Here is a 26,279-nt window from a genome sequence, read left to right on the forward strand (position 1 = left end):
CCGGGAAACCGGCAGCATCAGCAGTGCCGTGCCGACAAGAATGGCGATAAGGAAAGCCAGCGGCACCAGCCGGGCGGGGCGCTGAATCTGATGTCGCAATATGACCCCTTGTCCTTCCAGAAAATGCAAAGACCGCACACGCCCTACTGCTCGCCCTACAACAAAGACGTGCATCTGGTCCAGCCCGGGAGCCCCTAGTTTTACAGTTACGATTTACCGCCGCACCCTTCACGCCCCCCTCTGTCCGGCCCCTCGACAAAGCTCAGGACAGAGGGGGGCGTGAAGGGGCGCTGACCATATCGGATTTCAATTTACAACTGTAATGCTAGGCGGACCGGTGACTGTGGGAAGAGCGGGATTTTGCTGAGAAAGCCGACCTTGGTTCGGTGAAGCCGGCAAGGATGACCTAATACAGCCCTAATACAGCATTGCCTTGAACGGAGCGACGGCGGCGCCGAGGGCCGAGGCGTCGCCCTTGATGTCACTGACGACGAGTTTCGGCGAAGGACGCGACACGCCGTAGCGGGGGCGGCCGTAAATGCGTGTGCGGGCGATCAGCATATGGGCGAGATCGGGCGGCACCTGCCCGCCGAAAACGATCGCCTGCGGATCGAAGACCGCATAGATCGCGTTGATCAGCCGGTTGTATGCCGGGGTGACCTCCTCCACCCAATCCGCCACGCCCGGCCAGTCGGGATCGAAGTGCTGCCGCATATAGCTGATCGAGGGCACGTCCACACCGTTCTCGCGCAGGCGCTCGATGAGATATTGCAGCGCCGGCCGGCGCTTTCCTTCCTCCTCGTCATAGATGCCGCTGAACTCGCCGGCATTGCCGTTGCCGCCCAGAAGCAGTTCGCCATCATGGATCAGCCCGCCGCCGAAGCCGTAGTTGAAGGAGAGATAGGCAAGATGCCGCACGTAGCGCCCAGCCCCGAACATGGCCTCGGCGATCGCCCCCGTGTCGGCGCCGTTGTGCACCCAGACGGGCTTGCCGAAGCGCTCGGCAAACAAAGGGCCCAATTCGATCAATGACCACTCGTGCAGTGGCAAGGGCGCGTTATAGCGCGTGCCGCCGACATGATAGCCGGCGATGGCGAAGCCGACGCCGAGCCAGCCCTCTTCCGTCAGACCGCATCTCGCCCGATGCTCCGCCACGTGCTCCTCGATGCGCTCGAGCGACTGGGCCATCGTCTCGCCGGCAAGCGACATCGTGCTCTGCGCCAGAAGCCGCCCGGCCATATCCACGAGGCATATGCCGACGATGTCGGTGTTGACCGAAATGCCCGTCGAATAGGCGAAGGCGCCATTGGGCCTGAGCGTGGGGCTGGGCTGCCCGCGACCGGGCTTGGGCGCGCCCAGCAAGAGCATCCCGCGCTCCGTCAGTTGGTCGATGATGCGGTAGACCGATTGCTGCGTCAGTTCCACATGGGCGGTGATCTCGGAGCGGGAAATGCCCGGTTTGTGCCAGATGAGACGCAGGATGGCGCGCTCATTGGCAGAGACCACCGCGTTCTCCGTCTCGCGCAGGAAGTGCCGCGCGATCAGCGCCTCGGGATCGTAGCTCATGCGTCGCCTCCGTCATCGTTCCGGGTAGTTACTGGAAATGTGTAATAATTTCCAGCCGCTCGCGACGAATATGCACTTCTGATGAACATCTTCTGATGGGTTTTGCCGCCCGTCACATATTTGTTACGCATAAAGTGTAAATAATGGGGCGCGTCATCCCTAGACGCCAGAGTTTCGGCTTATCCCCCTTCGGAGGAAACAGGAGAACGAAATGCGATTCCCGAAAACCGCGGCCCTTTCGGCCGCGCTCATGACGGCTGCCGGCCTGGCGCACGGCGCCGAGATCGAATTCTGGTACGGCAATACGGGCAATGTCGAGACGGCCATTCTCGACGCCTGCACGGCTTTCAACGCCGCCCAGAGCGAGCACGAGGTAAGCTGCGTCGGCCAGGGCGGCTACGAGGTGGGCATGCAGAAGGCGATCGCCGCCTACCGTTCAGGCCAGCACCCCGTGCTCATCCAGTTCTTCGATGCCGGCACGCTTGACCTGATGCTCTCCGATGCGGTGGTGCCGGTCGAGGAACTCATACCAGACGTCGACTGGGACAGCTATATCGCCGGTGCCCGCGCCTATTACGAGACCTCGGATGGCCGGCTCTTCTCACAGCCCTACAATTCCTCGACGCTTCTCTTCTACACCAACAAGACCCAACTCGAAGAGGCCGGCATCACCGAGACGCCGGAGACCTGGGAGGAGGTGATCGCCGCCGCCCGCAAGCTCGAGGAGGCGGGGCATGAATGCCCCTTCGTCACCGACGCCCATCCCTGGCGCGTGCTCGAGCAGTTCGCCGCCCGCCACGGCCTGCCCATCGCATCGAAGCACAACGGCTATGACGGGCTCGATGCCGAATACATCTTCAATCAGGGGCTCATTGCCGAGCACCTGACCAATCTCGCTTCCTGGCGCGAGGACGGCCTGGTCAAGCTCAATCCCGACACCAAGGCCGGCGATTACGCCGCGGCGTTCAATTCCGGCGAATGTGCGATGATGGAAGGTTCGTCGGGTTCCTATGCGGCGGCCAAGAAGGCTTTCGGCGACAAGTACGGGATCACCGTCACCATGACGCCGATGTATGAGGGGCACGAGCGCCACAACACGCTGGTGGGCGGCGCCTCAATCTGGGTGATGAAGGGCCACGAGGAGGCCGAAATCGAGGCGGCCAAGGCCTTCCTCGATTTCCTTCGCCAGCCTGAACAGCAACTCGCATTCACCGCAGCCACTGGCTATGTTCCAGTCACCCTCGATGCGCTTGAGGCGCTCAAGGCCAGCGGCAAGGCCGACGCGCCGGAATTCGCCACCGCCTCGGTCGGCATCGACACGATGAACCAGCCGGCGACCGAGGACAGCCGTGGCATCCGCCTCGGCTTTTACGTGCAGTTCCGCGACATCTTCATGGAAGAGACGCAGAAGGCTTTCAACGGCGACCAGACCATGCAGGAAGCGCTCGACCGCGCCAAGACGCGCGGCGACGAACTCCTGCGCCGCTTCGAGCAAACCTACCAAAGCGCAAAGCTGAACTGAGCACATACGGACCTTCCTGGCCGGCGCGCCCGCGCCGGCCAGTTTTTTTGAGGGGTATAGGATGAGCAACGCCTTTTTCCGCAATCGCTGGCTGCCGTTCTGGCTGGCAAGCCCGCAATTGCTGGTGATGTTTCTCTTTTTCTACCTGCCGGTCTTCCTCGCTTTCTTCTGGGCCTTTCATCTGGAGCGCCCCTTCGGCGGGGGTTCCCAATTCGTGGGTTGGGCGAACTTCCAGCGCGTCCTGGCGGATCAGGAGTTCTGGGCCGCACTGCGGCGTACGGTGGTCTATATGCTGCTCGCCTCCGGCAGCTCGATCCTGGTGGCGTTGATCCTTGCACTGGCCGCCGATCGGGCGGTGCGCCTTTCGCCGCTGGCGCGCAATCTCCTGATCTGGCCCAAGGCGGTGGCGATCGCCTCGGTCGGCGTGATCTTCCTGTTCATCTTCAACCCGTTCCTGGGGGTGCTTGCGCCGCTTAACGAGGTTTTTCCGGGTATCTGGAACCCGCGCATCAATCCGCTGCATACGTGGATCATGATCTATATCGCCAACATCTGGTCGGCGATCCCCTTCACGTTCATCATCCTGCTGACGGGCCTGCAGGCCATTCCCGAGACGCTGCACAAGGCGGCGGCGATGGACGGCGCCGGGCCGTGGCGGCGGCTCCGGGATATCCAGCTTCCGCTTCTGACGCCGCAGCTCTTCGTCGCGGTCGTGCTGGAGGTGGCCGATAGCCTGTCCGGCTCCTTCGGTCTTATCGACACCATGACCCAGGGCGGACCGGGCGGCGCCACCAACATGCTGGTCTACAAGATCTATGTGGACGGCTTCAAAGCCTACGATCTTTCGGGCGCGGCAACGCAGACGGCGATGCTGATGGTCGTCGTCGCGGGCATTACCGCCCTGCAATATCTCTTCCTTGAGAAACGCGTGAAGTACGAGCGCTAAACCAATGATTGAAAACGCGCGTTCCATCGACCGCACAGCGACGGTCCTGCTGCTCCTGGGCTCCGTCTTCGTGCTTTTGCCGCTGGCGTTCGTGGCGATCACCGCGACACAGAGCTACGGAGATTTCCTGCGCAACAATTTCTCGCTGCTGCCGGGCACCCACTTCTGGGACAATGTGGCCGCCGTCTGGTCGCTTACGGACCTGCCCCGGCAGATCATGAACAGCGTGATCGTGGCGGCGCTGGTGTCGGGCGGCAAGTGCTTTCTCGCCTTCACCACGGCCTATGCGGTCGTCTTCTTCAGGACGCGGTACGTGCCGCTGGTCTATGCGGCGGTCGTCGCTTCGATCATGCTGCCGATCGAGCTCAGGGTCATCACCGTCTATCAAGTGGCGTCCAATTTGGCGCTGCCAGTGAATGCGGCGGCCAATACGGGCGGGCTCTGGGCCGTGCTCTTCGGCGCACCGCTCGATCTGCAACTGAATGCGCTCGACAGCTATGCGGGTATCGCCCTGCCGCTGATGGCGCAGGGCGCCGGAACGCTGATCCTGGTGCAATTCTTCAAGACCCTGCCGCGCGATCTCGCCCGCGCCGCGACGATGGATGGGGCGGGGCCGCTGCGCTTTATGGCCGATGTCCTTCTGCCGCTCTCGAAAGGCCCGCTCTTGAGCCTCTTTATCTACTTCTTCATCGGCGGGTGGGTGGATTACATGTGGCCGCTCGTGGCGGCCTCCTCGCCCGAAATGCAGACAGCCGTCGTCGGCCTGGCACGGCTTGGTCCGGGCATGGAGGAGGACATTCCCAACTACCCCCTCGAAATGACCGGCGCGATCATGGTCACCGTGATCCCGCTGGTGCTGATCGCCCTGACCCAGCGCCGGATCGTGCGCGGCCTGGCCCTTTCGGAGAAATAGGCATGACCAAGGCAACCCGAGCGGCCGGCATATCGCTTGCCGAACTGACCAAATCCTATGACGGCGCGGATGTCATTCCCGAACTGACCGCCGAACTGGTGGGCGGTCAGTTCACGGTGATCCTCGGCCCGTCGGGCTGCGGCAAGTCCACGCTCCTGAACATGATCGCCGGGCTGGAGCGCGTGAGCGGGGGCACCATCCGCTTCGGCGAGCGCGAGGTGCAGGACCTGGAGCCCAAGCATCGCGGCTGCGCGATGGTCTTCCAGAACTACGCGCTCTACCCGCATATGAGCGTCTTCAGGAACATTGCCTACAGCCTCAAGGTCGCGGGCCTCTCCAAGGCCGAGCAGCGGGAACGCGTGGGGCGCGTGGCGAAGATGCTCGGGCTCACCGACCTGCTCGACCGTCGGCCCGGCCAGCTTTCGGGCGGCCAGCGCCAGCGCGTGGCCATCGGCAGGGCCATCGTGCGCGAGCCTTCGGTGCTGCTTTTCGACGAGCCGCTCAGCAACCTCGATGCGCAACTGCGCCACGACATGCGTATCGAGCTAGCCGAGCTGCACCGGCGGATCGGCGCAACGACGGTGTTCGTCACCCACGACCAGGTCGAGGCAATGACCTTGGCCGACCGCATCCTCGTCCTTAACCAGGGCCGCATCGAGCAATTCGATGCGCCGAGGGAAATTTATCACCGTCCGGCTTCAGTGTTCGTCGCCCAGTTCATCGGCGCCCCGCCCATGAACATCCTGTCCGTCACCGGCAACGGCACGGGGCTCCGCGTGCCCGGCGGGCCGCTTCTCGTCCGCTCGCCCCGGCGCGGCGACTTCCGCCTGGGTATCCGCCCCGAGGACATCACCCTGAGCGCCGGCGAACCCCTGCCGGACGGCATTCCGGTCACGCCCGTCCATCGCGAGGATCTGGGATCGCACAACGTCGTCACCGTGCGCCTCGACGGCGGGGCGAAATTGCGTGTCACCATGCCCTTCGGCTCCTCGCTCGATGAGAACAGCGACCTCTTCATCTCCCTGCCGCGCCACCGGCTGCATCTTTTCGAGCCCGAGAGCGGCCGGGCCATCCGCAACGCCTTCGAGGACCAGAAGGCCAGAAAGGAAGAGTATGTCTGACTATATCGATTTCATCGCCGACCGCGGGCGCGGATGCGCCATCGCCGCCCACCGCGGCGCTTGGCACGCGGCACCCGAAAACAGCATCGAGGCGATCGAGAATGCCATCGCCGCAGGCTTTGACATTGTCGAGATCGACGTCAGACAGAGCGCCGACGGACAACTGTTCCTGATGCATGACGACACGCTGGAGCGCATGGCGGGCCGCGCTGAGGTAGCCGAACGGCTAAGCATCGCAGAGCTTTCGGCCATTCGGCTGCGCGAGGCCGATGGCGGGGAGAGGCGGGCGACGACGAACGCCACCATCCCCACCCTGCGCAAGGCGCTGGAGGCGGCGCGCGGGCGCATTTTCCTGGATCTGGATCTCAAGGACCGCGATCTGATGCCGCGCGTCATCGCCGAGGTGGTGGACATGGGCATGGCCGGCCAGGTGGACCTCAAGGCGCGCGTGGATTCGCCCGAGGCGCGGCGGTGGCTTGCCGGCCAGGGCGACATGGGCGGGGTGCCCTTCATGGCCATGGCGCGCTTTGCAAACGGCAACGCGGCGGAGCTGACGGACGTTCTGGAGGCGATGGCGCCCTTCATGTGCGAGACCAAGTTCGACAGCCTCGACACCATTTCCGAGCGCCGGCAGCGCTTTTCCGATGCCGGCATCGCCATCTGGGTCAACACGCTCGACCCGGTCTCCTGTTGTGACTTGACGGACAGCGCTGCCCTTGCCGATCCTGCCCGAATCTGGGGCCGCCTGATCGATGCGGGCGTCGGCATCATCCAGACCGACGAGCCGGCAGCACTCCAGTCCTATCTTAAGGAGACGGGCCGTTGACCTTCATTTCCGATGCCGACATGGAGGCGGTGATGGCCGACATGCGCACGGCGGCACTCAAGGAGGTATTGCCCCGCTTCCTGCGCCTGGAAAGCGATCAGGTGCGCGCCAAGACGAGCGTCGACGATCTGGTGACCGACGCCGATCTGCGCGCCGAGTCGATGCTCTCCGAGGCGCTCGCCCGCCGCTTTCCCGGTGCCGTAGTGGTCGGCGAGGAGGCCGTCTCAGCCGATCCGGACCTGCTCGGCCGGGTCGGCACAGCCCCGCTCTCCATCGTCATCGACCCGGTGGACGGCACGTGGAACTTCGCCAACGGCCTGCCGGTCTTCGGCATGATGGTAGCGCTCATCGCCGGCGACGAGACCATCGCCGGCCTGATCCACTATCCGCTGACCGGCGATTTCATCCTCGCGCGGCGTGGCGGCGGGGCCTGGCATGTCGCCCCGGACGGCGAGCGCCGCCGGCTAAAGGTCGCGCCTCCCAAGCCGATTGCCGAGATGTCGGGCATCGTCTGCCTGCCGCAATTGCCGCCCGAGGAACAGGCCGCGATCGCGCCGAACCTGCCTTCCTTCCTGCGGGTGACGAACTACCGCTGCTCGGCCTACGAATACCGGCTTCTCGCCCAGGGCAGCATCGACTTTGTCATGAATGCCTCGCTGCAGCCTTGGGATCACGCGGCCGGCCACCTCGTCCATCTGGAGGCCGGCGGCTACGCGGCCATCCCGCCGGGAATCGGCTATCGCCCGTCGATGGGTCAGGGGCGGCTTCTTCTGGCCTCAAACGAGGCGGTCTGGCACGACGTGCGGCGTGCCCTCGGCATCTTGTAGATGCCGGAACCCGCGCATGATGCGCGTCCGGCCGGCTGATTGCCGATCCGCCCAACTGCTCCCGTGCACGGTTGAGCACACTTACATTGATGTTTGCACTTATCATACATAAGCTTCCTTGCTATCTGCGGTAGACATAAATCCCAGGCCGCCACGGCGTCGTCCGACGCCACCCACAGCAACCGAGGAACTGCAGATGGTTAGCTTGACGATCAACGGTACCGTCCACGAGATTGACGCCGAGCCGGACATGCCCCTCCTGTGGGCAATCCGTGAGCTTGTCGGTTTGACCGGCACGAAGTTCGGCTGCGGGCTGGCGCAATGCGGGGCCTGCACAGTGCATCTGGACGGCGTGCCGGTCCGCAGTTGCCAGACCTTCGTCGGCGACGTCGAGGGCGCAAAGATCACCACGATCGAGGGCGTCGACGGCAATGTCGCCGAGACGGTCCAGGCCGTTTGGGCGGAGATGGACGTACCCCAGTGCGGCTATTGCCAATCCGGTCAGATCATGTCGGCCGTCGCTCTTCTGAGCGAAAACAAGAACCCGACGGATGACGATATCGATGCGGCGATGTGGGGGAACCTGTGCCGCTGCGCGACCTATCAACGGATTCGCGGCGCCATCCACGAAACCGCCCGTCGCCTGGAGGCATGATCATGTACGCAAGGTTCCCCAAAGCCGTCGGCAACCTGCCGAAACTGCCCACGTCCCGCCGCGGTTTCCTTCTGGGCGCCCTGGCCACGGCCGCGGGCCTGACCGTCGGCTTCCGGCTTGGCGGCGAGGCCAGCGCCCAGGAAAAGCCGGCGGTGCATCCCTTTCAGCCCTATATCGCGATCGCGCCGGATGGGAAGGTCACAATCTATTCCTCCCAGTTCGAAATGGGACAGGGCGCTTACTTCGGGATCGCCACCCTGGTGAACGAGGAGCTCGGCGCCGAGTGGTCGCAGATCACGGTGGAAGGGGCCGCCTCGAACCCGTCGGCCTACGGCAATTTGGCGTTGGGCGGTGCAAATCAGGGGACCGGCGGATCGAGCTCGATGGCCACGTCCTGGGAGCGCTACCGCAAGGCGGGCGCGGCGATGCGGCTCATGCTGGTCGAGGCCGCCGCAAGGGAATGGGATGTTCCGGCAGCCGAGATCACGGCCGGGAACGGCGTGCTGACGCACGCTTCCGGCAAGACGGCAACCTATGGCGAAATGGCCATGAAGGCGGCCGACATCGCGCCGCCGGACGAGATCCCGCTGAAGCCGGCCTCGGAGTGGACCCAGATCGGCGACGCTTCGCTGAAGCGTTACGATTCGAAGATGAAGACCGACGGCACGGCGCCCTATACGATCGACCTGAAGCTGCCGGGGATGATGACGGCCGTCATGATCCACCCGCCCAAATTCGGCGCGACCGTCGAGGCCTTCGACGCGACCGAGGCCAAGGCCCTCAAGGGGGTGGTGGACGTGGTGCAGATCCCGCGCGGCGTCGCGGTCGTGGCCGACAATATGTGGACGGCGATCAAGGCGCGCGACCTGGTCGATGTCACCTGGAACGAGGAGAATGCCGAGACCCGCGGAACGGACGAGATCCTTGCCGCCTTTGTCGAGCAGTCGGCGGCGGCACCCGCGCATTCGGCACGCAACGACGGCGACGTCTCCGCCGCCTTCGCCGAGGCGGCGAGAACGGTCGAGGCGACGTTCACCTTTCCCTATCTGTGTCACGCAGCCATGGAACCGCTCAACGCGGCCGCACGCATGACCGACGGCGTGCTGGAGGTTTGGGGCGGGCATCAGATGCCCGACCTCTACCAGTATATCGCCTCGGAAATTGCCGGCGTCGCCCCCGACAAGGTGAAGCTCAACGTGATGCGCACGGGCGGCGGCTTCGGCCGGCGCGGCGTCATGGACGCCGATATCGTTGCCGAGGCCGTCGAGGTCGCAAAGGCACTGAACTGGGCCCATCCGGTCAAGGTGCAGTGGACGCGCGAGAACGACATGAAGGGCGGGCGCTACCGCCCGGCAGTGGTTCATGCCATGAAAGCGGCGCTGGATGCCGACGGCAACATCATCGGCTGGGATAACCATATCGTCAGCCAGTCGATCGCCATGGGCACCGTCTTTGAAAGCGCGCTCGTGCATGACGGAGTCGACTGGTCCTCGGTCGAGGGCGCCAACACCATTCCCTATCATATCCCGAATGTGAATGTCGGCGTCACGAACATGCAGTCCCCGGTTCCGATCCTGTTCTGGCGCGCCGTGGGATCGACCCACACCGGCTATGCGGTCGAGGCGTTCATGGACGAGGTGGCCGAAGCCGCCGGCAAGGACCCGGTCGAACTTCGGATGGAGCTCCTGGAGAACCATCCGCGCCACAGCGCGGCGCTGGCGCTGGTCGCCGAGAAGGCCGGGTGGGGCAGTCCCCTCGCCGAAGGCCGCTTCCGCGGCGTCGCGGTGGTCGAGGCGTTCGGAACGGTGGTCGCCCAGATTGCCGAGATCAGCCTGCCGTCGCCCGATCAGGTCAAGGTCGAGAAGGTCGTCTGCGCCGTCGATTGCGGCGTTGCGATCAATCCGGACCAGGTGGTCGCCCAGATGGAAGGCGGCATCGGCTTCGGCCTCGGCGCCATCCTTGCCGAGGAGATCACCATGACGGAAGGCGTGGTCGATCAAGAGAACTACGACACCTATACGCCGCTGCGCATCGACCAGATGCCCGAGATCGAGGTCCACATCGTGCCCTCGGAGGCTGCGCCCACGGGTGTCGGCGAGCCCGGCCTGCCGCCCATCGGTCCTGCCGTTGCGAATGCGGTGTTCAAGGCAACCGGCAAACGCGTCCGGACGCTTCCCTTCAGCCGGGGCATGGCCGCGTAGAGAACGACCGTTTTACCACTTGCACCGGTCAGGCGACGCGTCACCAGCGGTTAGACATAAGGGCCGCTGGTATAGGCCCATGACATGGCGCGCGCAGCGCCGATCTTTCGGGCTATGCTCTGAACAGGTCGCGTTCAACGCCCGCCGCCTCGAACAGATAGTCGCGGCTGGCCTCGAGTTCGCGGCGAAGCTTCGGCAGATCGGCATCCAGCAACGCGCCGCGCCATTTGCGGATCTTGCCCGCCACCATCACCGTGTCGACATTGCTGCGCTCCATCAGCGTCACCACGGCGCCGGGAACATGGTTCAGGGGCGTGACGTTCACGGCAGTCGCATCGAGCAGGATGACGTCGGCGTCCTTTCCGGGGGTGAGGCTTCCGGTCTTTCCGTCAAGTTTCAGGCCCCTGGCGCCTTCAAGCGTGGCGAAGCGGATGACGTCGCGCGAGGTGAGCAGCGCCGGCGGTTCCTCGCTTCCGGCCAGGGCCGCCTCGTTCACGAAGGCGCGCTGGAGCGTGAGCGCAGAGCGCATCTGCGTGAAGGGATCGGCGGTCATCGTGCATTCCACGTCGGAGGAGAGCGACGGCTGCATGCCGAGGCCGAGCGCCTTCTGGATCGGCGGCATGCCGTGGCGCATCGTCATCTCGATCGGCACGGAGAGCGAGACATGTGCGCCGGCATCGGCCGCCGCTTTCCATGCGAGGTCGGTCATGCCGGTCATGTGGATGAAGATGTTGTCGGGGCCGAACTGGCCTGCCCGCGCCAGTTCGTCGAAGGTCGGGGCCATACCGAAAGTGCCCACCACGTGCAGCGCGATCGGGATGCCGAGCTCGCGGCCTGTCTTCCAGGCACTCTCGTAGCCGGGAAGATAGATTTCCCCGCCCATGACCATGGTCAGCAATTGGTCGTCCGACGCGAAATGTCCGGATTTGAGCCGGTGCGCGTCGTCCGGATATTTGGCCGCCTCGCCCCAGCCCTCGAAATAGCCGAAGACCGAGCGGCGGCCGGCATCCTTTAATGCCTGCACGGCCGCATCGGAATGCTCCGGCGAATGATGGATCTGCGAAACGTCCATCACCGTCGTCACGCCCGCGTCGAGCTGCGCGATCGAGCCGAACAGCTCGTTGATGTAGACGTCCTCGGGCCGGTAGACCATCGAGAACTTCTGCAGGATGTGGTCATAGTAGTTGACGGCGCCGTGCGGCTTTCCGTCATTGATGAGGATGCCGTCGGCGAGGAAGCTGCGCAGCGCCGTCTCGAACTGATGGTGATGGGTATCGATGAAGCCCGGCATGACGATCATGCCCGCCGCCTCGATCACGTCGGCGCCGCCCGCGTCGAGATTCGGGCCGACCGCCTCGATGGTCCTGCCGGAGACCAGCACATCGGCTGAAGCGAAGTCGCCCACCGCCGGGTCCATGCTCAGCACATGACCGCCCTTGATCAGCAGGCGGCGGCCGGGCTCGCCGGAACCCTTGGGGAGGGCTCCCGTCCGCGGGGCGCCCTTCGCTCCGGACGAGGCAGCGGCCGCGCCCTCTGCCGTGATCGACGCATGCAATCGCTCGGCGGGGTCACGAACCAGGCCGAAAGAAGCTGCTTCCTCGCATAATCTGCACATCGAACCCTCCCCAGACGGCGGCATTCACCACCAGCAGACCAAGACACTCGCCTCGCGCGTGCCAAGCGCGTATATTTTTTCGTTATGCGAAAACTTTTTCGCATTAGGATGTTAGAACCAGCGCACGATGCATGTCAACCGAGACGCTCTCCTGCTTCGATGGCGCCGGTCCTCTCCCCATTTCATCAGGGCTATCGCATATGGATGGAGTCTTTGTTCGGCTTCGCCGGGACCCCCACCCCTCACCCCTCCCCTCAAGGGGGAGGGGGGCGCCGACCTCTCAGAATCCCCCTCCCCCTTGAGGGGAGGGGGGAGGGGTGAGGGGTGGGGGTCCGATCAAGGACTCAAAATCCATCCGCCCCCGATCACGTCATCGCGTTCCGATGATCGATTCCAGCACCGGATAGCGCGATAGGGTCTGCGCGATGCGCCCGGCGGATACCCTGAGTTCCCGCAGCCGGTTCTCGACCAGGTCCTCGGCCGTCACCAGGCCGGAATAGCCGGACGAGTTGAGCGCGGCGATGGTGCGGCCCGACGCGCCCCTGATCGGCACGGCGAGCGCGGTGATCCCGTAGTCCAGCTGGTCCACGGTGGTGGCAAAGTTCTTTTCCCGGACCTCTTCGACGACCTTCTTCAGCGCGGCCTTGTCGACCACCGTCTTGTTAGTGAGCGGGACCGGCTCGACCTCGCGCAGGTAGCGGTCGAAGTCGGCATCAGGCAGTCCGGCCAGAAGCACGCGGCCGAGCGATGTCGCGTGCGCCGGGTATCTGGCGCCGACCACGGCGGTGGGCCGCCGCGCCCGCTGCTCCGAATAATGCGCGATGTAGAGGACGTCATGGCCTTCGAGGGTGCCGACCGAGGATGCGTCGCCGAAGGTGCCGACGAGCCGCCGCAGCTCCGGCTGCAGCACCTCGTCGACCCGCGCCGAGAAATAGAAGGCCGAGCCGAGGCTCATGACCTTCGGGCGCAGGTGAAAGCGCTTGTTCGTCTGCCCGACATAACCGAGGGTCTGGAGCGTGATGAGGCTGCGCCGCGCCGCCGCGGGGCTCAAGCCCACGCGCCGCGCGACATCGCTCAACGTCATTTCAGGATGTTCCGAATCGAAGCTCTCAAGGATCGACAGGCCCTTGGCGAGCGCCTCCACGAATTCGGCAGGCCGGGATTCCTCTTCGGCTGGCCGCGCCTCCCCCTCCTGTTTATCGTTGAGCATTGCGATTGCCTCTCAGCTCTTGTCTTGTCGCATTTTCGCGAGCGCAAAAATCTCCAATTTTTGCTGAAAAATGCTTTAGCCAGGCGCCAGCACGAAATCGAACTCCAGCATCGCATCCGGCCTGCGCTCCAGCGCCAGGTCCCCCGCCTTCTCCGCCTTATACGGCTCCACCTTGGCGATCAACGACTTGCGGACGCCGAACACCGCGTCGTTGTCGACATATTCGGTGTTCTCGAAGAACACCTCGGTGACGATGCTGCGCATCTTCTGTGCGCGGATCATGTAGTGCAGGTGCGCGGCCCGCCAGGCATGCCTGTTGCCGGCGCGCAAGAGTTCGCCGACCGGCCCGTCATAGGGAACCGTATAGGGCTTGGGCAGAACGGTCGTATAGTAGTAACGGCCGCTTTCGTCCGTCTCGAAGATGCCGCGCAGGTCGTATTTGTCCTGCCCCTCCTCCTGGATGGGATAGGTGCCCGAGCCGTCGGCCTGCCAGGTGTCCACGATCGCTCCGGGAAGGGGGTGCCCCAGTGTATCCCGGACAACCCCGTGGCAGAGCACGGAGACACCCTCGCGCGGCCCGGCCAGATCGGCGCCGAGCGGCTTCCTCGGTGCGTTGTCGAGATAGAAGGGGCCGAGGTTGCTGCCTTCCGTGGCGCCTCCCCGCGTGTTGATCATGTCGACGAGGGCTGAAAAGCCGAGCACGTCCGACAACAGGATGAATTCGTGGCGCTCCGGCGTCGAGATCTTCCCGCAGTCGTAGAGGAAGTTCAGCGTCCGCATCCACTCCTCGTGCGTCAGGTTGGTCTCGCGCGTATAATCATGCAAATGCTCGAGGAGCTTTTCGAGCAGGAACTTGAACCTCGACCCCTCCTCCGTCCGGAAGCTCTTCTTCACCTCTTCCGTGATCGTGAACTGGTTGATGTCGCGCATCGCCTTCTCCTCCCGTCTCTGAATAGCAAATCGAAGCCCCCGAGCGCCATGCCGGGCCAACAGGCTTGACAGGAAAGTAAAACGCGCCGTACTTTCCGACAAGAGAAAAAAACTTCGCTGTGCGAAAAATTTGGAGGCTGAATGCGCATCGGCAAACAGGATGGCGCCTTCACGGCGATTGCCACATCCGACGCGGACACCATCACCGTGCGCGGGCACGATCTATGTGCCGAGCTCATCGGGAAGATCGACTTCACCGATTATTTCTGGCTGCTGGTCACCGGAACGCGCCCGAACGACGCGCAGCGCGCCATTGCCAATGCCTGCATGGTGGCTATCGCCGAGCACGGGCTGGTGCCGAGCGTGCAGGCCTCGCGCATGACGCTGGCCGCCGCACCCGAAGCCTGGCAGGGCGCGATGGCGGCCGGCCTGCTGGGCATGGGCTCGGTCGTCGCCGGCAGCTCGGAAGCGGCCGGGCGCTATATCGCCGAGGTCCTGGAGGAAAGCCGCAAGACGGGTGCCGACCTCGATACGGCCGCGCGCGCAAGCCTGGAAGCGTTGAAGGCACGCCGCGCCAAGGTGCCGGGCCTCGGCCATCCGCAGCACAGCGCGGGCGACCCGCGCGCGAATACCCTTCTCGCGCTGGCCGATGACCTCGGCGTTTCGGGAGACTACATCGCCTGCCTGCGCGCCATCGCCAAGCATGCCCCGGCCATCATGAACCGTCCGCTGCCGATCAATGTCTCGGGTGCGATCCCGGCCCTGATGCTCGATGCCGGCTGGCCGCTCGAAGCCATGAAGGGCATCCCGCTGCTCGCCCGGGCGGCCGGTCTGGTGGCTCATCTCTATGAGGAGTCGCAGCGCTCCATCGGCTTCATCATGTCCCATCACGCGGACCTCGCCATCGAATATGACGGGCCGGCGGCGCCCGGCGACAAGAACCATTCCGCCTGAGGGGACCCCGGATGGCGAAGATACTCAGAGACATTCGGGTCGTGGAGATGGGGACCTACATCACCGGTCCGGCGGCGGGAATGCACCTCGCCGATCTCGGCGCGGACGTGATCAAGGTGGAGCGCCCGGGCGCCGGCGACCCCTTCCGCGCCTTCAAGGGCGGGCTCTATTCGCCGCATTTCCAGACCTACAATCGCAACAAGCGCTCCATCGCGCTCGACACCCGCCAGGCGGAAGACCGCGCGGTCTTCCACGACCTGATCGGAACCGCGGACATCTTCATCCAGAACTTCCGCCCCGGCGTCGCGGAACGGCTTGGCGCGGGGGCGGAAGAGTTGCAGCGGCTCAACCCGCGCCTCGTTTATTGCGCCATCACCGGCTTCGGCCAGACCGGCCCCTCGCGCGACCGGCCGGCTTACGACACGGTCGCCCAGGCTGCCAGCGCCTATCTGCGGCTTCTGACGCCCCCCGCCAATCCGAGGGTCATCGGACCGGCCATCGCCGATGCCGTGACCGGCCACTACGCCGCGCTCGGCATCCTCGCCGCCCTGCTGGAGCGCTCCAAGACCGGCAAGGGCCGCCGCCTCGATATCTCGATGCTCGAGGCGATGTGCCATTTCAACCTCGACAGCTTCACGCACTATTTCAGCGTCGGCGAGGTGATGGGGCCGCTCAGCCGCCCAAAAGTATCCCAGTCCTACACCTTCGCCTGCTCCGACGGAAAATGGATCGCGATCCATCTCTCCTCGCCCCAGAAGTTCTGGGAGGGCCTCGTCGCCTCGGTCGAAAAGCCCGAGCTGCTTACGGACGAGAGGTTCGCGGAGCGCCTCAACCGCATCGAGCATCAGCAGGAACTGATCGAGATTCTCAGCCCCGTCTTCGCTGCCCGGACGCGGCAGGAGTGGTGCGACATCCTTTTGGAAAACGAGGTGCCGCATTCGCCGGCCTACGATTCCAACGAGGCGCTGGAAGACCCGCAGGCCAGGCATCTGCATATCGCGGTGGAGGCACAGCACCCGGAAATGGGCGCGTTCAAGACCGTGCGCGCACCCTACAGCTTCGACGGCGAGCCCGACCTGGACATCCTGCCGCCGCCCACGCTTGACGAGCACGGCGGGGAAATCCGGGCCGAGATCGCGCGCCGGAAAGCTGGCTAAGGCCCAGCAAGCAGGGAGGAACGATGATGGCGGTACCCGTCAAGGAGGTGATGCAGGCCAGCAGCGCGATGCTGCAGAAGCAGCTCTACGCGATCTTCACCCGGCCCTCCGGCGGCATCGAGCCGATCCTGGCGAACATGGAGGAGCATCTGGCCTTCCAGGTCTCGCTGGAGAAGGAGGGGATCCTCTATGCCGCCAGCCCCATGTGGTCCGACGACGAAAAGAGCTGGGAAGGCGACGGCCTCGTGGTGGTGCGCGCCGCCTCCCGCGAGGAAGCCATCGCCATTGCCGAGCGCGACCCCATGCACGCGCGCGGTGCGCGTACATTCACGGTGCGCCCGTGGATGATCAACGAAGGAACGGTGACGATCCGTCTCGACAGCTCGAGCCAGACCTTCTCGATCCTTTAGATCCCGAAAAGTGGATGCCAATTTTCAGAAAAAATCATTCTGAAACAAAAGGATAGATCAGAGCGACGATTCAGCGAAGCGTCATCGTGATCCAGGTTCAAAGGGAGGAAGAAACAATGAAGAAGCTGACAGGACTACTGCTCGCGGGCGCGATCGCCTTTCCCACCTCGGTGATGGCGCAGGAGACGATCAATCTCACCGTGGCATCGAGCCACCCGCTCGTCATTCCGTGGGTGGGCATGATCAAGTCGGAGTTCATGGCCGAGACGGACCGTATCCTGGCCGAGACCGGCAACTACAAGATCGAATGGCAGGAAGCCTTCGGCGGCACGCTCTATAAGGCGAACGCCACGCTGACCTCGGTCGAAGAGGGCGTGACCGACATCGGCTGGGTGTTCTCCTTCCTCGAAGGGGCCAAACTGCCGCTCAGCCAGGCTTCGACCTACGCGCCTTTTGCCACCGCCAATCCGCCGGTCCAGCTAGAGGTGATGTGGGAGCTTCTGGAGAACAACGAGGCGTTCCGCAATGAATGGGAGCAGTACAATCTGAAGGTGCTCGGCCTCACCAGCACCGACAGCTACGACGTATACACGAAGGCGCCGATCACCGGCCTTGCCGATCTTAGCGGCATGAAGCTGTCGGCGCCGGGCGTACTTGGCGCGTGGCTGCAAGGCACCGGAGCCAATGCCGTCGATGGATCGCTAACGACGTTCTACACCGACATCCAGACCGGCGTTTCCGACGGTGTTTTGTCGCTGGCGCTCGGTGTTTTGCCGGCAAAGCTCTACGAGGTCGCCCCCTACATCACGCGCGTGGATATCGGCGTCGCCTTCTCCGGCGCCGTCGCCATCAACCGCGATTCCTGGGATGGCCTTCCCGAAGAGGTGCAGAACGCCATGGTCGCGGCCGGCAAGGTCTATACCGAGGCTCACGGCAAGGACCTGCTGGAGCGCCACGAGGCCGCGCTGCAGAAGATGCTGGAGATCGGCGCCGGCCAGAACCCGCCGGTCACCATGACCGAGATGTCGCAGGAGGATCGCGCAGCCTGGGTGAACGGCATGCCGAACATCGCCGCCGACTGGGCGACCGACGTTGCGGCCCGCGGACTGCCCGCGCGCGAATTCCTCGCCGCCTACATGGACGGTCTTCGCGCCCGGGGCGAGAAGCCCGTCCGCGACTGGGACAAGGAATAAGGGCTGGCTGAGAGGGCGGCAGGGATATGAGCCTTCGCTCGCAAGACCGCGGCGCCGCCGAGGGGCGGCGCCGGCTCTTGGCCGCGCAGCGCCTCTGGTCGCGTGCCGTCGATGGCCTGGCGGCGCTGGGAACGACCATGATCGGGTTGCTCATGGTCATGATCTCCTGCGACGTCTTCGCGCGCAATATCACGGGCGGATCGCTTCCGCTGATTTCGGAGCTCGGCGCGCTCACACTCGTGATGATCGTCTATCTCCAGCTTGGAACGACGATCCGCAACAACCGGCTCGCGCGAACCGACTTCTTCCTCGATGCGCTTGAAGGGTGGAAGCCGCGCGCGGCCGCTCTTGTTTCGGGCCTCTGGGACCTGTTCGGCATCGCCGTCTGCGCGGGCATCGCCTGGTCCACATACGGAATTCTCCTGGGCGATATCGAACACCAAGAATTCATAGGCGTAACCGCCGGAGTGACACTGCCGACCTGGCCATTTCGCGCATTGATACTTGTCGGGAGCGCCGTCGCCGCGGCCCAGTTCGTCGTCCAGGCCGTCCGTTCCCTCATGAAGGCCACGGGCGCCGGGGAGCACACGTCATGACCGGCATCGAGATCGGCGCCGTCTGCATCGCGGGCCTGGTCATCCTCATCGCCCTCGGCATGCCGATCGGGATCGGCATGATCGTCGTGTCGTTCGCCGGCGTTTTCTTCATCCGCAACGAGACCGTGGCGATGCGGATGATCGGCTCCGTCGCCAACGACAGCCTCGAGGAATATCTGTTCGCGGTGGTGCCGCTGTTCGTGCTTATGGGATTGCTGGTCACCATCTCGGGCGTCGGCAAGGACACGTTCGACCTGTTCGAAAGATTGCTCAGCCGCGTGCGGGCGGGGCTCGGTATCGCCACGGTGTTCGCCAACGCCGTCTTCGCCTCGATAACCGGCATCTCGATCGCTTCCGCCTCGGTGTTTTCGCGCGTGGCGGTTCCGGAGATGACGCGCCATGGCTACAGCCGGCGTTTCTCGACGGGTGTCGTCGCCGGCAGTTCGGTGCTCGGCATGCTCATCCCGCCTTCGCTGCTGATGATCATCTACGCGGTGCTTGCCGAGGAATCGGTGGGGCGCATGTTCCTCGCCGGCATCGGCCCCGGCATTCTGCTGGCGCTGCTCTTCTCGGCGACGATCCTCATCCTCGCAACCTGGCGGAAGTCGTCGGTGTTCGAACGCGAGAGCGACAATGTCGAGATGGAACCCGAGGCGGTGCTCGCAACAATGGCGAAGGGAATACCCATCGTCACGCTTGTGACGCTGGTTCTCGGCGGGCTCTACGGCGGCTTTTTCAATCCGACGGAAGCCGGCGCGGTCGGGGCGCTCGGCGCCCTCGTGATCGCCCTTTTCAGGCGTTCGCTCAATCCTTCCAAGCTTTGGGGCCTGCTGGTCGAGACAGGTCAGGTGACGGTGTCGGTTCTTTTCCTGATCATGGCAGCGACCTTCTTCAGCCGCATGCTCGCCATGTCGGGCCTGCCGAACGCGCTGGCCCAGGCGCTGCTCGCAGGAGGTTTGGGTCCTTACGGCTTCCTGCTGATCTTCCTCATCCTCGTCATCGTCATGGGCTTCCTGATCGATTCCATCTCGATCATGCTGATCCTGCTGCCGATCGCGCTACCCGTCGCGCGCGAAGCCGGGTTCGACCTCATCTGGTTCGGCGTTCTTACGGTGGTGGCGGTGGAGATCGGCCTGCTCACGCCGCCGTTCGGGCTGTCGGTCTACACGATCAAATCCGCTCTCAACGACAACACCCTGCGGGTGGGCGAGATCTTCCGAGGCGCCCTCCCCTTCGTGGTGGCGATGCTTGTCGGGCTGGCGGTCCTGGTCGCGTTCCCTGAAATCGCAGTTTGGCTTGCAAGGCTTTAGACAATGACGACACTATTATGCATTTCCGGCAGTCTCAGGGCTGCCTCCACCTCACGCGCCGTGGTCTCCACCATCTGCGCGAGGCTGGAAGGCCAGGTTTCGACCATGCGCTTCGACATCGGCAGCCTGCCTCACTACAACGCGGACCTGCCCAGCCCCGAGACGGTGGACGCCTTCAAGGAGGCGATCGAGACGGCCGACGGACTGGTCATGGTGACGCCGGAATACAACTACGGCATCCCCGGCGTCCTCAAGAACGCGATCGACTGGGCCTCCCGCCCGGCCTATGCCTCGGTGCTCAAGCACAAGCCCGTTTTCGTGGCTTCCGTCTCCGGCGGCGCGCTGGGCGGCGTGCGCGCGCAAGCCCATCTCAAATACGTCCTGAACGGAACGCTGGCGCGTGTCTTCACGTGGCAGGAGGTGGTCGTCCCCCACGCGGCAGCGAAGGTAGCGGACGGGTTCCTGGTCGACGAGGCGACCGAGGCTTTCTTGCTTGAGGGCATTCAGGCATTCATCCGCTCCCTTGAGGCTGAAAGCCGAACTCCCATCGGGGCCGACCCGGCATAAGCGCTGCGAAGTCCCTTGGCGCGTTGCCATGCCGGCTTCGGTGAACGAAGCCGTTCCTCAAGCCGCGGCTTACCTTACTGTCCTGGCATGCTTAAACCGAACATCGACGCCGGCGCTGATCTCCCTGGCCGCCGATTTCAGGCTGGGCAGGTGCTGGGCGACGAAGGCTTGCTCCGACATCGCGCTGCTCACCCAGGCGAGGTTGATCGCGCCCACGGACCTGGCATCGAGGAACACCGGCACGGCGATGGCGCTGACGCGCGCTTCCCGCGGCTGGGTTATGAAATAGCCGGGCTCGCGGACGGCGTAGCCGCGGTCGCGCACGTTCGACACCAGTGCCGCGACCTTCTCCCGGTCCCGGGCCAGGCGGTTGTGGAGGTCCCTCGATCTGGAAAGACGGGCAAGCACCTTCTCGCGCCTCTCCTCGTCGCTCCAGGCAAGAAAAGCGCGGCCCATCGCCGACTGCAGCACGTGGATCTCGTGATCCAGCACGTCGCGGTTGAGAAGGAACGGGGAGATGCGCCGCGAGGTCTCCTGCACGCGGATCGCGCCGTCCTCGTAGACGCCGACATCCGAGGGCCACAGGACCTTGTGGCACAGCCCGTCGAGCACGGGGCCCGCCACTTCGGCCAGAACCGCCTTCCACCCGGTCTCCGGCGGCCGCGTGGGCCGGAAATTGTGGTGATAGAGCTGGTCGGCGATGCCCCGCCGCACATATCCCTCCCGCTCCAGCGTCGCCAGGATGCGCAGGAGCGTCGCTTTCGGGAGCTTCGTGCGGGCCGCGAGCGCATGCAGCGTCGCGCCGCCCGTCTCCAGGTGGCGCAGCACGTCGAGCCCGCGTGACAGCGCGCGGATGGTCTTGACGGTGGTCATCGGCGGAAGCCTAGCGAAGATTTCACCAGGTGAAAAGCATGCGCGCGCGGCGTTCCCGTTCGCGCCGGGTTGCTTCATTGTCTTCCCGTCGCGCGCCAAACGGGAGGAGATGGAGCGTGTTGGACTTCACCGCGGCCGGTCGAGCGCTTGCGCGCCTGTCGGCGCCACTTGCCATCGCCCTCAGCCTGCTCGGCCTTTACATCGCCGGCTTCGGCTTCCTGAACGAGACGATGCTGCGCGTCGGCACCTACGCGCTGGCCGCGCTCATCCTTATTCTGCATACGATGGGCGAGGGAAAAGGCCGGCTCGGGCGCGCCCGCTTCCTGGTCGATCTCCTGCTGCTGGCGGGACTGGCGCTCTCCGTCTGGCGCTATCTGCAGATCGGCAAGGCCCTGGAGATCGGCCTCTATTCGTTCTCCGCGACCGACGTTGCGATCGGCGTTACCGGCCTTGCCGTGCTCGTCGAACTGACGCGCCGCAGCTTCGGCCTGCCGCTTGTGCTCGTCTGCCTCGCCGCGCTCGGCTACGGCGTCTTCGGCGACCGGCTGCCATGGATCTTCGAGCATGGCGGATTCGGCCTCAGCCAGATCCTGCAGGTGGTCTGGTACTCCTTCGACGGCGTTTTCGGCCGGCCCCTTTCGGTCGTCGTCACGCTGATCCTCGCCTTCATCGTCTTCGGCGTCGTTCTCGAAGGGATCGGCGCCGGGCCGGTGCTGATCCGCTTCGCCTTTGCGCTCACCGGCCGCTCCCGCGGCGGCCCGGCGCACGCGGCGGTCGCGGCGAGTTGCGTCTTCGGAACCATGTCCGGCTCCGTCGCCGGCAATGTCGTCGGCACGGGCGTGATGACGATCCCGATGATCAAGGAGCGCGGCTTTTCCGCCCGCTATGCCGGCGGCATCGAGGCGGCGGCGTCCTCGGGCGGCCAGTTCATGCCGCCGATCATGGGCGCCGTCGCCTTCATCATGTCCGACGTCACGGGGATCCCTTACCTGACGATCTGCATCGGCGCCCTGCTGCCCGCGCTGTTCTACTACGGATCGCTGTTCGCATCCGTGCAGATCGAGGCCGTCAAGCGCGGCATCGGCCCCATTCCAGCCGGCGAGCGCGTTGAATTGACGCGTCGGGACTGGGTCATGTCGCTGTGCTTCGCCATTCCGCTGGCCATCGTCATCGCGCTTCTGATCGGCGGCCGCTCGCCGGCCTTCGCCGGCTTCGTGGCGGTCATCGCGGCGGTCCTCTTGGGGTTCACGCTCAATCCGGAGCTGCGCCGGCAGCCCGGCCGCCTCCTCGACGCTCTGCATCAGGCGGGGCTGGCGGCGGCCCAGATCATCATCGCCGTCGGCGCCATCGGCATTGTCATCGGCATCATGAACATGACCGGCCTCGGCCTGCGCTTCGCCAACATCATCCTCGGCATCGCCGGCGATTCGCTGTTCCTCGCCCTCGTCATGATGATGCTCAGCTCGCTCGTGCTCGGCATGGGCATGCCCACGGTGCCCGCCTATCTCGTCGTCGTCATCGTCATGGGGCCGGCCATCGAGGCGATGGGCGTTCCGACCCTCATCGCGCATCTTTTCGTCGTCTATTTCGGCGTTCTCTCCGCCATCACGCCGCCCGTCGCCATCGCCGCCTTCGCGGCCGCCCCGATCGCCCGTGCCAACCCGATGGGCATCGGCGTCGACGCCTGCAGGGTCGCCCTGATCGGCTTCATCATCCCCTTCGTGCTCGTCTACAACCCGTCGCTCTCACTGGTGATCGACTTCAGTCTCACCGGGCTTTTATGGATCTGTTTTCGCCTCGCCCTGGCGATCTGGCTCCTTGCGACCGGCCTCGCCGGCTATGCCAGCGGGCGGCTGACCTGGGTTTCAAGGGTGCTTCGATGCTGCGTGGGGCTGGCTATCCTGTTGCCCGCGTTCTGGATCGAACTCACCGGCTTTGCCGCCGCAATGCTCTTCGTCGTCAACGACGCCACACCGTACGGTGCCCCCATCGCCGGCTGGCTGCGCGGGAAGACCGGGCAACTGGAGCCGGGCGCGGAGGGCAAATGATCGGGCCCAAAAGAAACCCTGGGAGGAGAAAGCGATGCGACTGAAAAGACATCTCATCGGCGCGATAGCCGGATTTGCGGGAATGGCCATGGCCATGTCGACAGGGGCGGCGGAGTTCTTCCGTCTGGCGACGCTCGGCCCTGGCTCCTCGCCCTATCTCGTGATGAGCACCTTCGCGCAGATCGTCGGCAAGGAACTGCCAGACGTGCAAATCCAGGTGAACGCCACCGGTGCCGCGACCCAGCACGCGCTGGAGGCCGGCAACGGCCAGCTCGACTTCTTCATGTGGTCGGCCAGCGTGCACGATTCCATGATGAAGGGCGCCAACATGTACGCCAACATCGCCGAGGCGCCCGAGCTTGCGCAGAACCTGCGCGCCGTCTTCGCCTTCCCGCTCGGCCTCTATCACATCACCACCTACGCGGATTCGGGCATCGCCAGCCTCGACGACATCAAGGGCAAGAAGGTCTTCCTCGGCCCGCCCGGCGGCGGGGCTACGGTCATCATGCAAAAGGTGGTCGAGGGCGCGACCGGCTACAAGGCCGGCCAGGATTTCGAATCCGTCCAGCTCGGCTGGGATGCGGCAGCGCAGGCCTTCCAGGACGGCCGCATCGACGTCTACATCAACGCCACCAACGCGCCGAGCCCGGTCATCGAGCAGATGGCGCTGTCGCACGATATCCGCTTCCTCGGCCTGACGCCCGAGCAGATGGAGAAGCCCGCGGTCAAGGCCGTCCTGTCACGCCCCGGCGGCGTGCTCGGAAAGATCGAGCCCGGCACCTACGGCGACAACCAGGTCAACACCGAGCCGGTGCAGACCTTGGGTTCGATCGTCGGCGTCGGCGCCGGCAGGCACCTTGCGGAAGAGGATGTGTACCGGATCACGAAGGCCTTCTGGGAAGGCCTTGAGGGGTCAGTGCAGAAGACGTCCTGGCTGAAGCGCATCTCGCGCGAGAATGCCTTCCAGGACCTGAACCTGCCGCTGCATCCAGGTGCCGCCCGCTACTACGAGGAGATCGGCATGGAGATCCCGCCCGAACTCGTCGCCGGCGAATAAAGCGCCCACCGGAACGGCGGGGGAGGCTGCCCTTTCCCGCCGCCCCCGCCCCATCGAACACCGAGCCGAAATGTCGAAAGTAAAAAATATCCTGTTTGTCATGGCCGATCAGCTGAGGGCCGACTACCTGTCCTGCTACGGCCACCCGGCGCTGAAAACGCCGCACATCGACCGCCTGGCGGCGCGCGGCATGCGGTTTGACCGCGCCTACGTCCAGGCGCCGGTCTGCGGCCCGTCGCGCATGAGCACCTATACGGGCCGCTATGTGAGCACTCACGGCTCCACCTATAACGGCGTGCCGCTGCGTGTCGGCGAGATGACGATGGGCGACCACCTGCGCCCGCTCGGCCTGCGCACGGCCCTCGTCGGCAAGACCCACATGGCCGCCGACCGGCTCGGCATGGCAAGGCTCGGCGTGAGCCGGGAGACGATCGAAGGCGTGTTCGCCAGCGAGTGCGGCTTCGAGCCTTACGAGCGGGACGACGGGTTGTGGCCCGACGAGGCAAGCCCTGAGGACGTTCCCTACAACCGCTACCTGCGGGAGAAGGGCTACGACGTCGCCAACCCCTGGCACGAATTCGCCAATTCGGGGCGCGGCGAGAACGGCGAGGCGCTGTCGGGCTGGCTCCTGCGCAACGCGCGCCTGCCGGCGACGGTGAAGGAGGAGCATTCCGAGACCGCCTACATGACCGACCGGGCCATGGATTTCATCGCCGAGGCGGGCGAGGAGCCCTGGTGCCTGCACCTTTCCTACATCAAGCCGCACTGGCCCTATATCGCGCCCGCGCCCTACCACGCCATGTACGGGCCGGGCGACGTTCTTCCCGCCAATCGCAGCGAGGAGGAGCGGCGCGATCCGCACCCCGTCTTCGCCGCCTTCATGCGCCACGAGGAAGGCGAGAACTTTGCACGGGAGGAGGTGCGGCAGGCGGTCATCCCCGCCTATATGGGCCTGATCAGCCAAGTGGACGACCATTTCGGCCGGCTGTGGGCCTTCCTTGAAGCGCGCGGCCTGACCGAAAACACCATGGTCGTCGTGACCAGCGACCATGGCGACTATCTCGGCGACCACTGGCTCGGCGAGAAGGAGCTGTTCCACGAGGAGAGCGTGCGCATCCCGTTGATCGTCTACGACCCGTCGGCGAAGGCCGATGCCACGCGCGGCACGGCGAGCGATCTCCTGGTGGAGGCGATCGACCTTGCGCCCACCTTCGTCGAGGCGGCAGGCGGCGTGGTTCCCGGCCATGTGCTGGAAGGCCGTTCGCTACTGCCCATCATCCGCGGAGAGGCGAACGGCGACTGGCGCGACGCCGTGTTCTCCGAGTGCGACTACGGCTTCCGCAAGGCGCGGCAGCTGCTTGGCCGCGAACCCGGCGACGCGCGCGGCTACATGGTGCGCACGACGCGCTGGAAATATGTCGAGTTCAACGGCTACCGGCCGCAGCTCTTCGATCTTCAAGCCGACCCGAGGGAGCTGACCGATCTCGGCGCCGACCCCGCCCACGCCGACATCCGCCAAGAGCTGCACGAACGGCTCTTCACCTGGCTGCGCACCCGCCGCATGCGCGTCACCATCTCCGACAGCGAGGTCGAAAGGCGCACCGATACGCACAAGACACGGGGCATCTATTTCGGGGTTTGGTAGCTAAAGCCTTCTGCTCTTGGATGAGACCGGCCAAATGGAGATGCCGGCACCCCTTCGCGCCCCCCTTGTAACTCAAGCTCCGCCGCATCTGATATACTCATAGTTGCGGTGGCTGGCGGGAGACCGATTCCCCCTGG

At 64.8% G+C, this 26,279-nt stretch carries 23 protein-coding genes; 18 read left to right on the forward strand and 5 right to left on the reverse strand.

Going from position 1 to position 26,279, the window contains the following annotated elements; all coding sequences use genetic code 11:
* Positions 1-417: 417 nt before the first annotated feature.
* Entirely contained in the window at positions 418-1,566 is a 1,149-nt protein-coding gene (locus GM910_RS23370) for an ROK family transcriptional regulator (RefSeq protein WP_159592271.1), read from the reverse strand.
* A 211-nt stretch (positions 1,567-1,777) separates the two neighbouring features.
* Here GM910_RS23370 and GM910_RS23375 point away from each other — a divergent pair, with 211 nt between their 5' ends.
* The 8 genes from GM910_RS23375 to GM910_RS23410 all read left to right on the forward strand — a co-directional run bounded on the left by GM910_RS23375 (position 1,778) and on the right by GM910_RS23410 (position 10,577).
* Positions 1,778-3,088, forward strand: a complete 1,311-nt coding sequence (locus GM910_RS23375; protein WP_159592274.1) for an extracellular solute-binding protein — start codon at positions 1,778-1,780, stop codon at positions 3,086-3,088.
* Between the two features lie 61 nt (positions 3,089-3,149).
* Entirely contained in the window at positions 3,150-4,034 is an 885-nt protein-coding gene (locus GM910_RS23380; protein ID WP_159592277.1) for a carbohydrate ABC transporter permease, read from the forward strand.
* Between the two features lie 4 nt (positions 4,035-4,038).
* Positions 4,039-4,947, forward strand: coding sequence for a carbohydrate ABC transporter permease (locus GM910_RS23385; RefSeq protein WP_159592280.1), 909 nt, complete (start codon positions 4,039-4,041; stop codon positions 4,945-4,947).
* 2 nt (positions 4,948-4,949) lie between these two features.
* A complete protein-coding gene (locus GM910_RS23390; RefSeq protein ID WP_159592283.1) occupies positions 4,950-6,068 on the forward strand; it encodes an ABC transporter ATP-binding protein in 1,119 nt (372 codons plus the stop codon).
* The gene (locus GM910_RS23395; RefSeq protein WP_159592286.1) at positions 6,061-6,894 is read left to right on the forward strand and encodes a glycerophosphodiester phosphodiesterase family protein; all 834 of its coding nucleotides are present in this window, start codon (positions 6,061-6,063) and stop codon (positions 6,892-6,894) included. The genes GM910_RS23390 and GM910_RS23395 overlap by 8 nt, the downstream gene beginning before the upstream one ends.
* Positions 6,891-7,721: an inositol monophosphatase family protein gene (locus GM910_RS23400; protein ID WP_246226299.1), complete on the forward strand. Its 831-nt coding sequence runs from the start codon at positions 6,891-6,893 to the stop codon at positions 7,719-7,721. The genes GM910_RS23395 and GM910_RS23400 overlap by 4 nt, the downstream gene beginning before the upstream one ends.
* Before the next feature lie 196 nt (positions 7,722-7,917).
* Positions 7,918-8,376: a (2Fe-2S)-binding protein gene (locus GM910_RS23405; RefSeq protein WP_159592289.1), complete on the forward strand. Its 459-nt coding sequence runs from the start codon at positions 7,918-7,920 to the stop codon at positions 8,374-8,376.
* A 2-nt stretch (positions 8,377-8,378) separates the two neighbouring features.
* A complete protein-coding gene (locus GM910_RS23410; protein WP_159592292.1) occupies positions 8,379-10,577 on the forward strand; it encodes a xanthine dehydrogenase family protein molybdopterin-binding subunit in 2,199 nt (732 codons plus the stop codon).
* A gap of 112 nt (positions 10,578-10,689) precedes the next feature.
* Here the strand turns inward: GM910_RS23410 and GM910_RS23415 are convergent, their stop codons facing one another.
* From GM910_RS23415 to GM910_RS23425, 3 genes are all read right to left on the reverse strand, one after another.
* On the reverse strand, positions 10,690-12,192 hold the full coding sequence (locus GM910_RS23415; RefSeq protein WP_159592295.1) for an amidohydrolase family protein: 1,503 nt from the start codon (positions 12,190-12,192) through the stop codon (positions 10,690-10,692).
* 370 nt (positions 12,193-12,562) lie between these two features.
* The gene (locus tag GM910_RS23420) at positions 12,563-13,402 is read right to left on the reverse strand and encodes an IclR family transcriptional regulator domain-containing protein (RefSeq protein WP_159592298.1); all 840 of its coding nucleotides are present in this window, start codon (positions 13,400-13,402) and stop codon (positions 12,563-12,565) included.
* 75 nt (positions 13,403-13,477) lie between these two features.
* A complete protein-coding gene (locus GM910_RS23425; protein WP_159592301.1) occupies positions 13,478-14,332 on the reverse strand; it encodes a dioxygenase family protein in 855 nt (284 codons plus the stop codon).
* Positions 14,333-14,473: 141 nt separating this feature from the next.
* Between GM910_RS23425 and GM910_RS23430 the strand changes: the two genes are divergently transcribed.
* The 7 genes from GM910_RS23430 (at position 14,474) to GM910_RS23460 (ending at position 20,519) form a co-directional block, all read left to right on the forward strand.
* On the forward strand, positions 14,474-15,286 hold the full coding sequence (locus tag GM910_RS23430; RefSeq protein ID WP_159592304.1) for a citryl-CoA lyase: 813 nt from the start codon (positions 14,474-14,476) through the stop codon (positions 15,284-15,286).
* 11 nt (positions 15,287-15,297) lie between these two features.
* Positions 15,298-16,443 carry a CaiB/BaiF CoA transferase family protein gene (locus GM910_RS23435; protein WP_159592307.1) on the forward strand — a complete coding sequence of 382 codons (1,146 nt, stop codon included), beginning with the start codon at positions 15,298-15,300 and terminating at the stop codon, positions 16,441-16,443.
* Positions 16,444-16,466: 23 nt separating this feature from the next.
* The gene (locus GM910_RS23440) at positions 16,467-16,853 is read left to right on the forward strand and encodes a YciI family protein (protein WP_246226301.1); all 387 of its coding nucleotides are present in this window, start codon (positions 16,467-16,469) and stop codon (positions 16,851-16,853) included.
* Positions 16,854-16,969: 116 nt separating this feature from the next.
* Positions 16,970-18,046, forward strand: coding sequence for a C4-dicarboxylate TRAP transporter substrate-binding protein (locus GM910_RS23445; protein ID WP_159592309.1), 1,077 nt, complete (start codon positions 16,970-16,972; stop codon positions 18,044-18,046).
* Between the two features lie 26 nt (positions 18,047-18,072).
* Positions 18,073-18,642 (forward strand): TRAP transporter small permease subunit, encoded by a 570-nt coding sequence (locus GM910_RS23450; protein WP_159592312.1) that lies wholly within the window; start codon positions 18,073-18,075, stop codon positions 18,640-18,642.
* Positions 18,639-19,952: a TRAP transporter large permease gene (locus tag GM910_RS23455; protein WP_159592315.1), complete on the forward strand. Its 1,314-nt coding sequence runs from the start codon at positions 18,639-18,641 to the stop codon at positions 19,950-19,952. Before GM910_RS23450 ends, GM910_RS23455 begins: the two co-directional genes overlap by 4 nt.
* A 3-nt stretch (positions 19,953-19,955) precedes the next feature.
* A complete protein-coding gene (locus tag GM910_RS23460) occupies positions 19,956-20,519 on the forward strand; it encodes an NADPH-dependent FMN reductase (RefSeq protein WP_159592318.1) in 564 nt (187 codons plus the stop codon).
* Between the two features lie 69 nt (positions 20,520-20,588).
* On the opposite strand, the gene GM910_RS23465 is transcribed toward GM910_RS23460, so the two are convergent.
* The gene (locus tag GM910_RS23465; protein WP_159592321.1) at positions 20,589-21,392 is read right to left on the reverse strand and encodes an IclR family transcriptional regulator domain-containing protein; all 804 of its coding nucleotides are present in this window, start codon (positions 21,390-21,392) and stop codon (positions 20,589-20,591) included.
* Between the two features lie 116 nt (positions 21,393-21,508).
* Here GM910_RS23465 and GM910_RS23470 point away from each other — a divergent pair, with 116 nt between their 5' ends.
* The 3 genes from GM910_RS23470 to GM910_RS23480 all read left to right on the forward strand — a co-directional run bounded on the left by GM910_RS23470 (position 21,509) and on the right by GM910_RS23480 (position 26,142).
* Entirely contained in the window at positions 21,509-23,440 is a 1,932-nt protein-coding gene (locus GM910_RS23470; protein ID WP_201285584.1) for a TRAP transporter permease, read from the forward strand.
* A 34-nt stretch (positions 23,441-23,474) separates the two neighbouring features.
* Positions 23,475-24,497 carry a TAXI family TRAP transporter solute-binding subunit gene (locus tag GM910_RS23475; protein WP_159592327.1) on the forward strand — a complete coding sequence of 341 codons (1,023 nt, stop codon included), beginning with the start codon at positions 23,475-23,477 and terminating at the stop codon, positions 24,495-24,497.
* 70 nt (positions 24,498-24,567) lie between these two features.
* Entirely contained in the window at positions 24,568-26,142 is a 1,575-nt protein-coding gene (locus GM910_RS23480) for an alkaline phosphatase family protein (RefSeq protein ID WP_159592330.1), read from the forward strand.
* The last annotated feature ends 137 nt before the right edge of the window (positions 26,143-26,279 follow it).

It is taken from the genome of Chelativorans xinjiangensis (genome assembly GCF_009812055.1).
GTDB classification, from domain to species: domain Bacteria; phylum Pseudomonadota; class Alphaproteobacteria; order Rhizobiales; family Rhizobiaceae; genus Chelativorans; species Chelativorans xinjiangense.

Bases quoted from the DNA above. Each gene is read 5' to 3' on its own strand.
- GM910_RS23445 (WP_159592309.1), top strand. From the start codon at position 16,970: ATGAAGAAGCTGACAGGACTACTGCTCGCGGGCGCGATCGCCTTTCCC.
- GM910_RS23430 (WP_159592304.1), top strand. From the start codon at position 14,474: ATGCGCATCGGCAAACAGGATGGCGCCTTCACGGCGATTGCCACATCC.
- GM910_RS23455 (WP_159592315.1), top strand. From the start codon at position 18,639: ATGACCGGCATCGAGATCGGCGCCGTCTGCATCGCGGGCCTGGTCATC.
- GM910_RS23390 (WP_159592283.1), top strand. From the start codon at position 4,950: ATGACCAAGGCAACCCGAGCGGCCGGCATATCGCTTGCCGAACTGACC.
- GM910_RS23480 (WP_159592330.1), top strand. From the start codon at position 24,568: ATGTCGAAAGTAAAAAATATCCTGTTTGTCATGGCCGATCAGCTGAGG.
- GM910_RS23405 (WP_159592289.1), top strand. From the start codon at position 7,918: ATGGTTAGCTTGACGATCAACGGTACCGTCCACGAGATTGACGCCGAG.
- GM910_RS23450 (WP_159592312.1), top strand. From the start codon at position 18,073: ATGAGCCTTCGCTCGCAAGACCGCGGCGCCGCCGAGGGGCGGCGCCGG.
- GM910_RS23380 (WP_159592277.1), top strand. From the start codon at position 3,150: ATGAGCAACGCCTTTTTCCGCAATCGCTGGCTGCCGTTCTGGCTGGCA.
- GM910_RS23375 (WP_159592274.1), top strand. From the start codon at position 1,778: ATGCGATTCCCGAAAACCGCGGCCCTTTCGGCCGCGCTCATGACGGCT.
- GM910_RS23435 (WP_159592307.1), top strand. From the start codon at position 15,298: ATGGCGAAGATACTCAGAGACATTCGGGTCGTGGAGATGGGGACCTAC.
- GM910_RS23385 (WP_159592280.1), top strand. From the start codon at position 4,039: ATGATTGAAAACGCGCGTTCCATCGACCGCACAGCGACGGTCCTGCTG.
- GM910_RS23425 (WP_159592301.1), bottom strand. From the start codon at position 14,332: ATGCGCGACATCAACCAGTTCACGATCACGGAAGAGGTGAAGAAGAGC.
- GM910_RS23415 (WP_159592295.1), bottom strand. From the start codon at position 12,192: ATGTGCAGATTATGCGAGGAAGCAGCTTCTTTCGGCCTGGTTCGTGAC.
- GM910_RS23460 (WP_159592318.1), top strand. From the start codon at position 19,956: ATGACGACACTATTATGCATTTCCGGCAGTCTCAGGGCTGCCTCCACC.
- GM910_RS23370 (WP_159592271.1), bottom strand. From the start codon at position 1,566: ATGAGCTACGATCCCGAGGCGCTGATCGCGCGGCACTTCCTGCGCGAG.
- GM910_RS23420 (WP_159592298.1), bottom strand. From the start codon at position 13,402: ATGCTCAACGATAAACAGGAGGGGGAGGCGCGGCCAGCCGAAGAGGAA.
- GM910_RS23440 (WP_246226301.1), top strand. From the start codon at position 16,467: ATGATGGCGGTACCCGTCAAGGAGGTGATGCAGGCCAGCAGCGCGATG.
- GM910_RS23465 (WP_159592321.1), bottom strand. From the start codon at position 21,392: ATGACCACCGTCAAGACCATCCGCGCGCTGTCACGCGGGCTCGACGTG.
- GM910_RS23395 (WP_159592286.1), top strand. From the start codon at position 6,061: ATGTCTGACTATATCGATTTCATCGCCGACCGCGGGCGCGGATGCGCC.
- GM910_RS23475 (WP_159592327.1), top strand. From the start codon at position 23,475: ATGCGACTGAAAAGACATCTCATCGGCGCGATAGCCGGATTTGCGGGA.
- GM910_RS23410 (WP_159592292.1), top strand. From the start codon at position 8,379: ATGTACGCAAGGTTCCCCAAAGCCGTCGGCAACCTGCCGAAACTGCCC.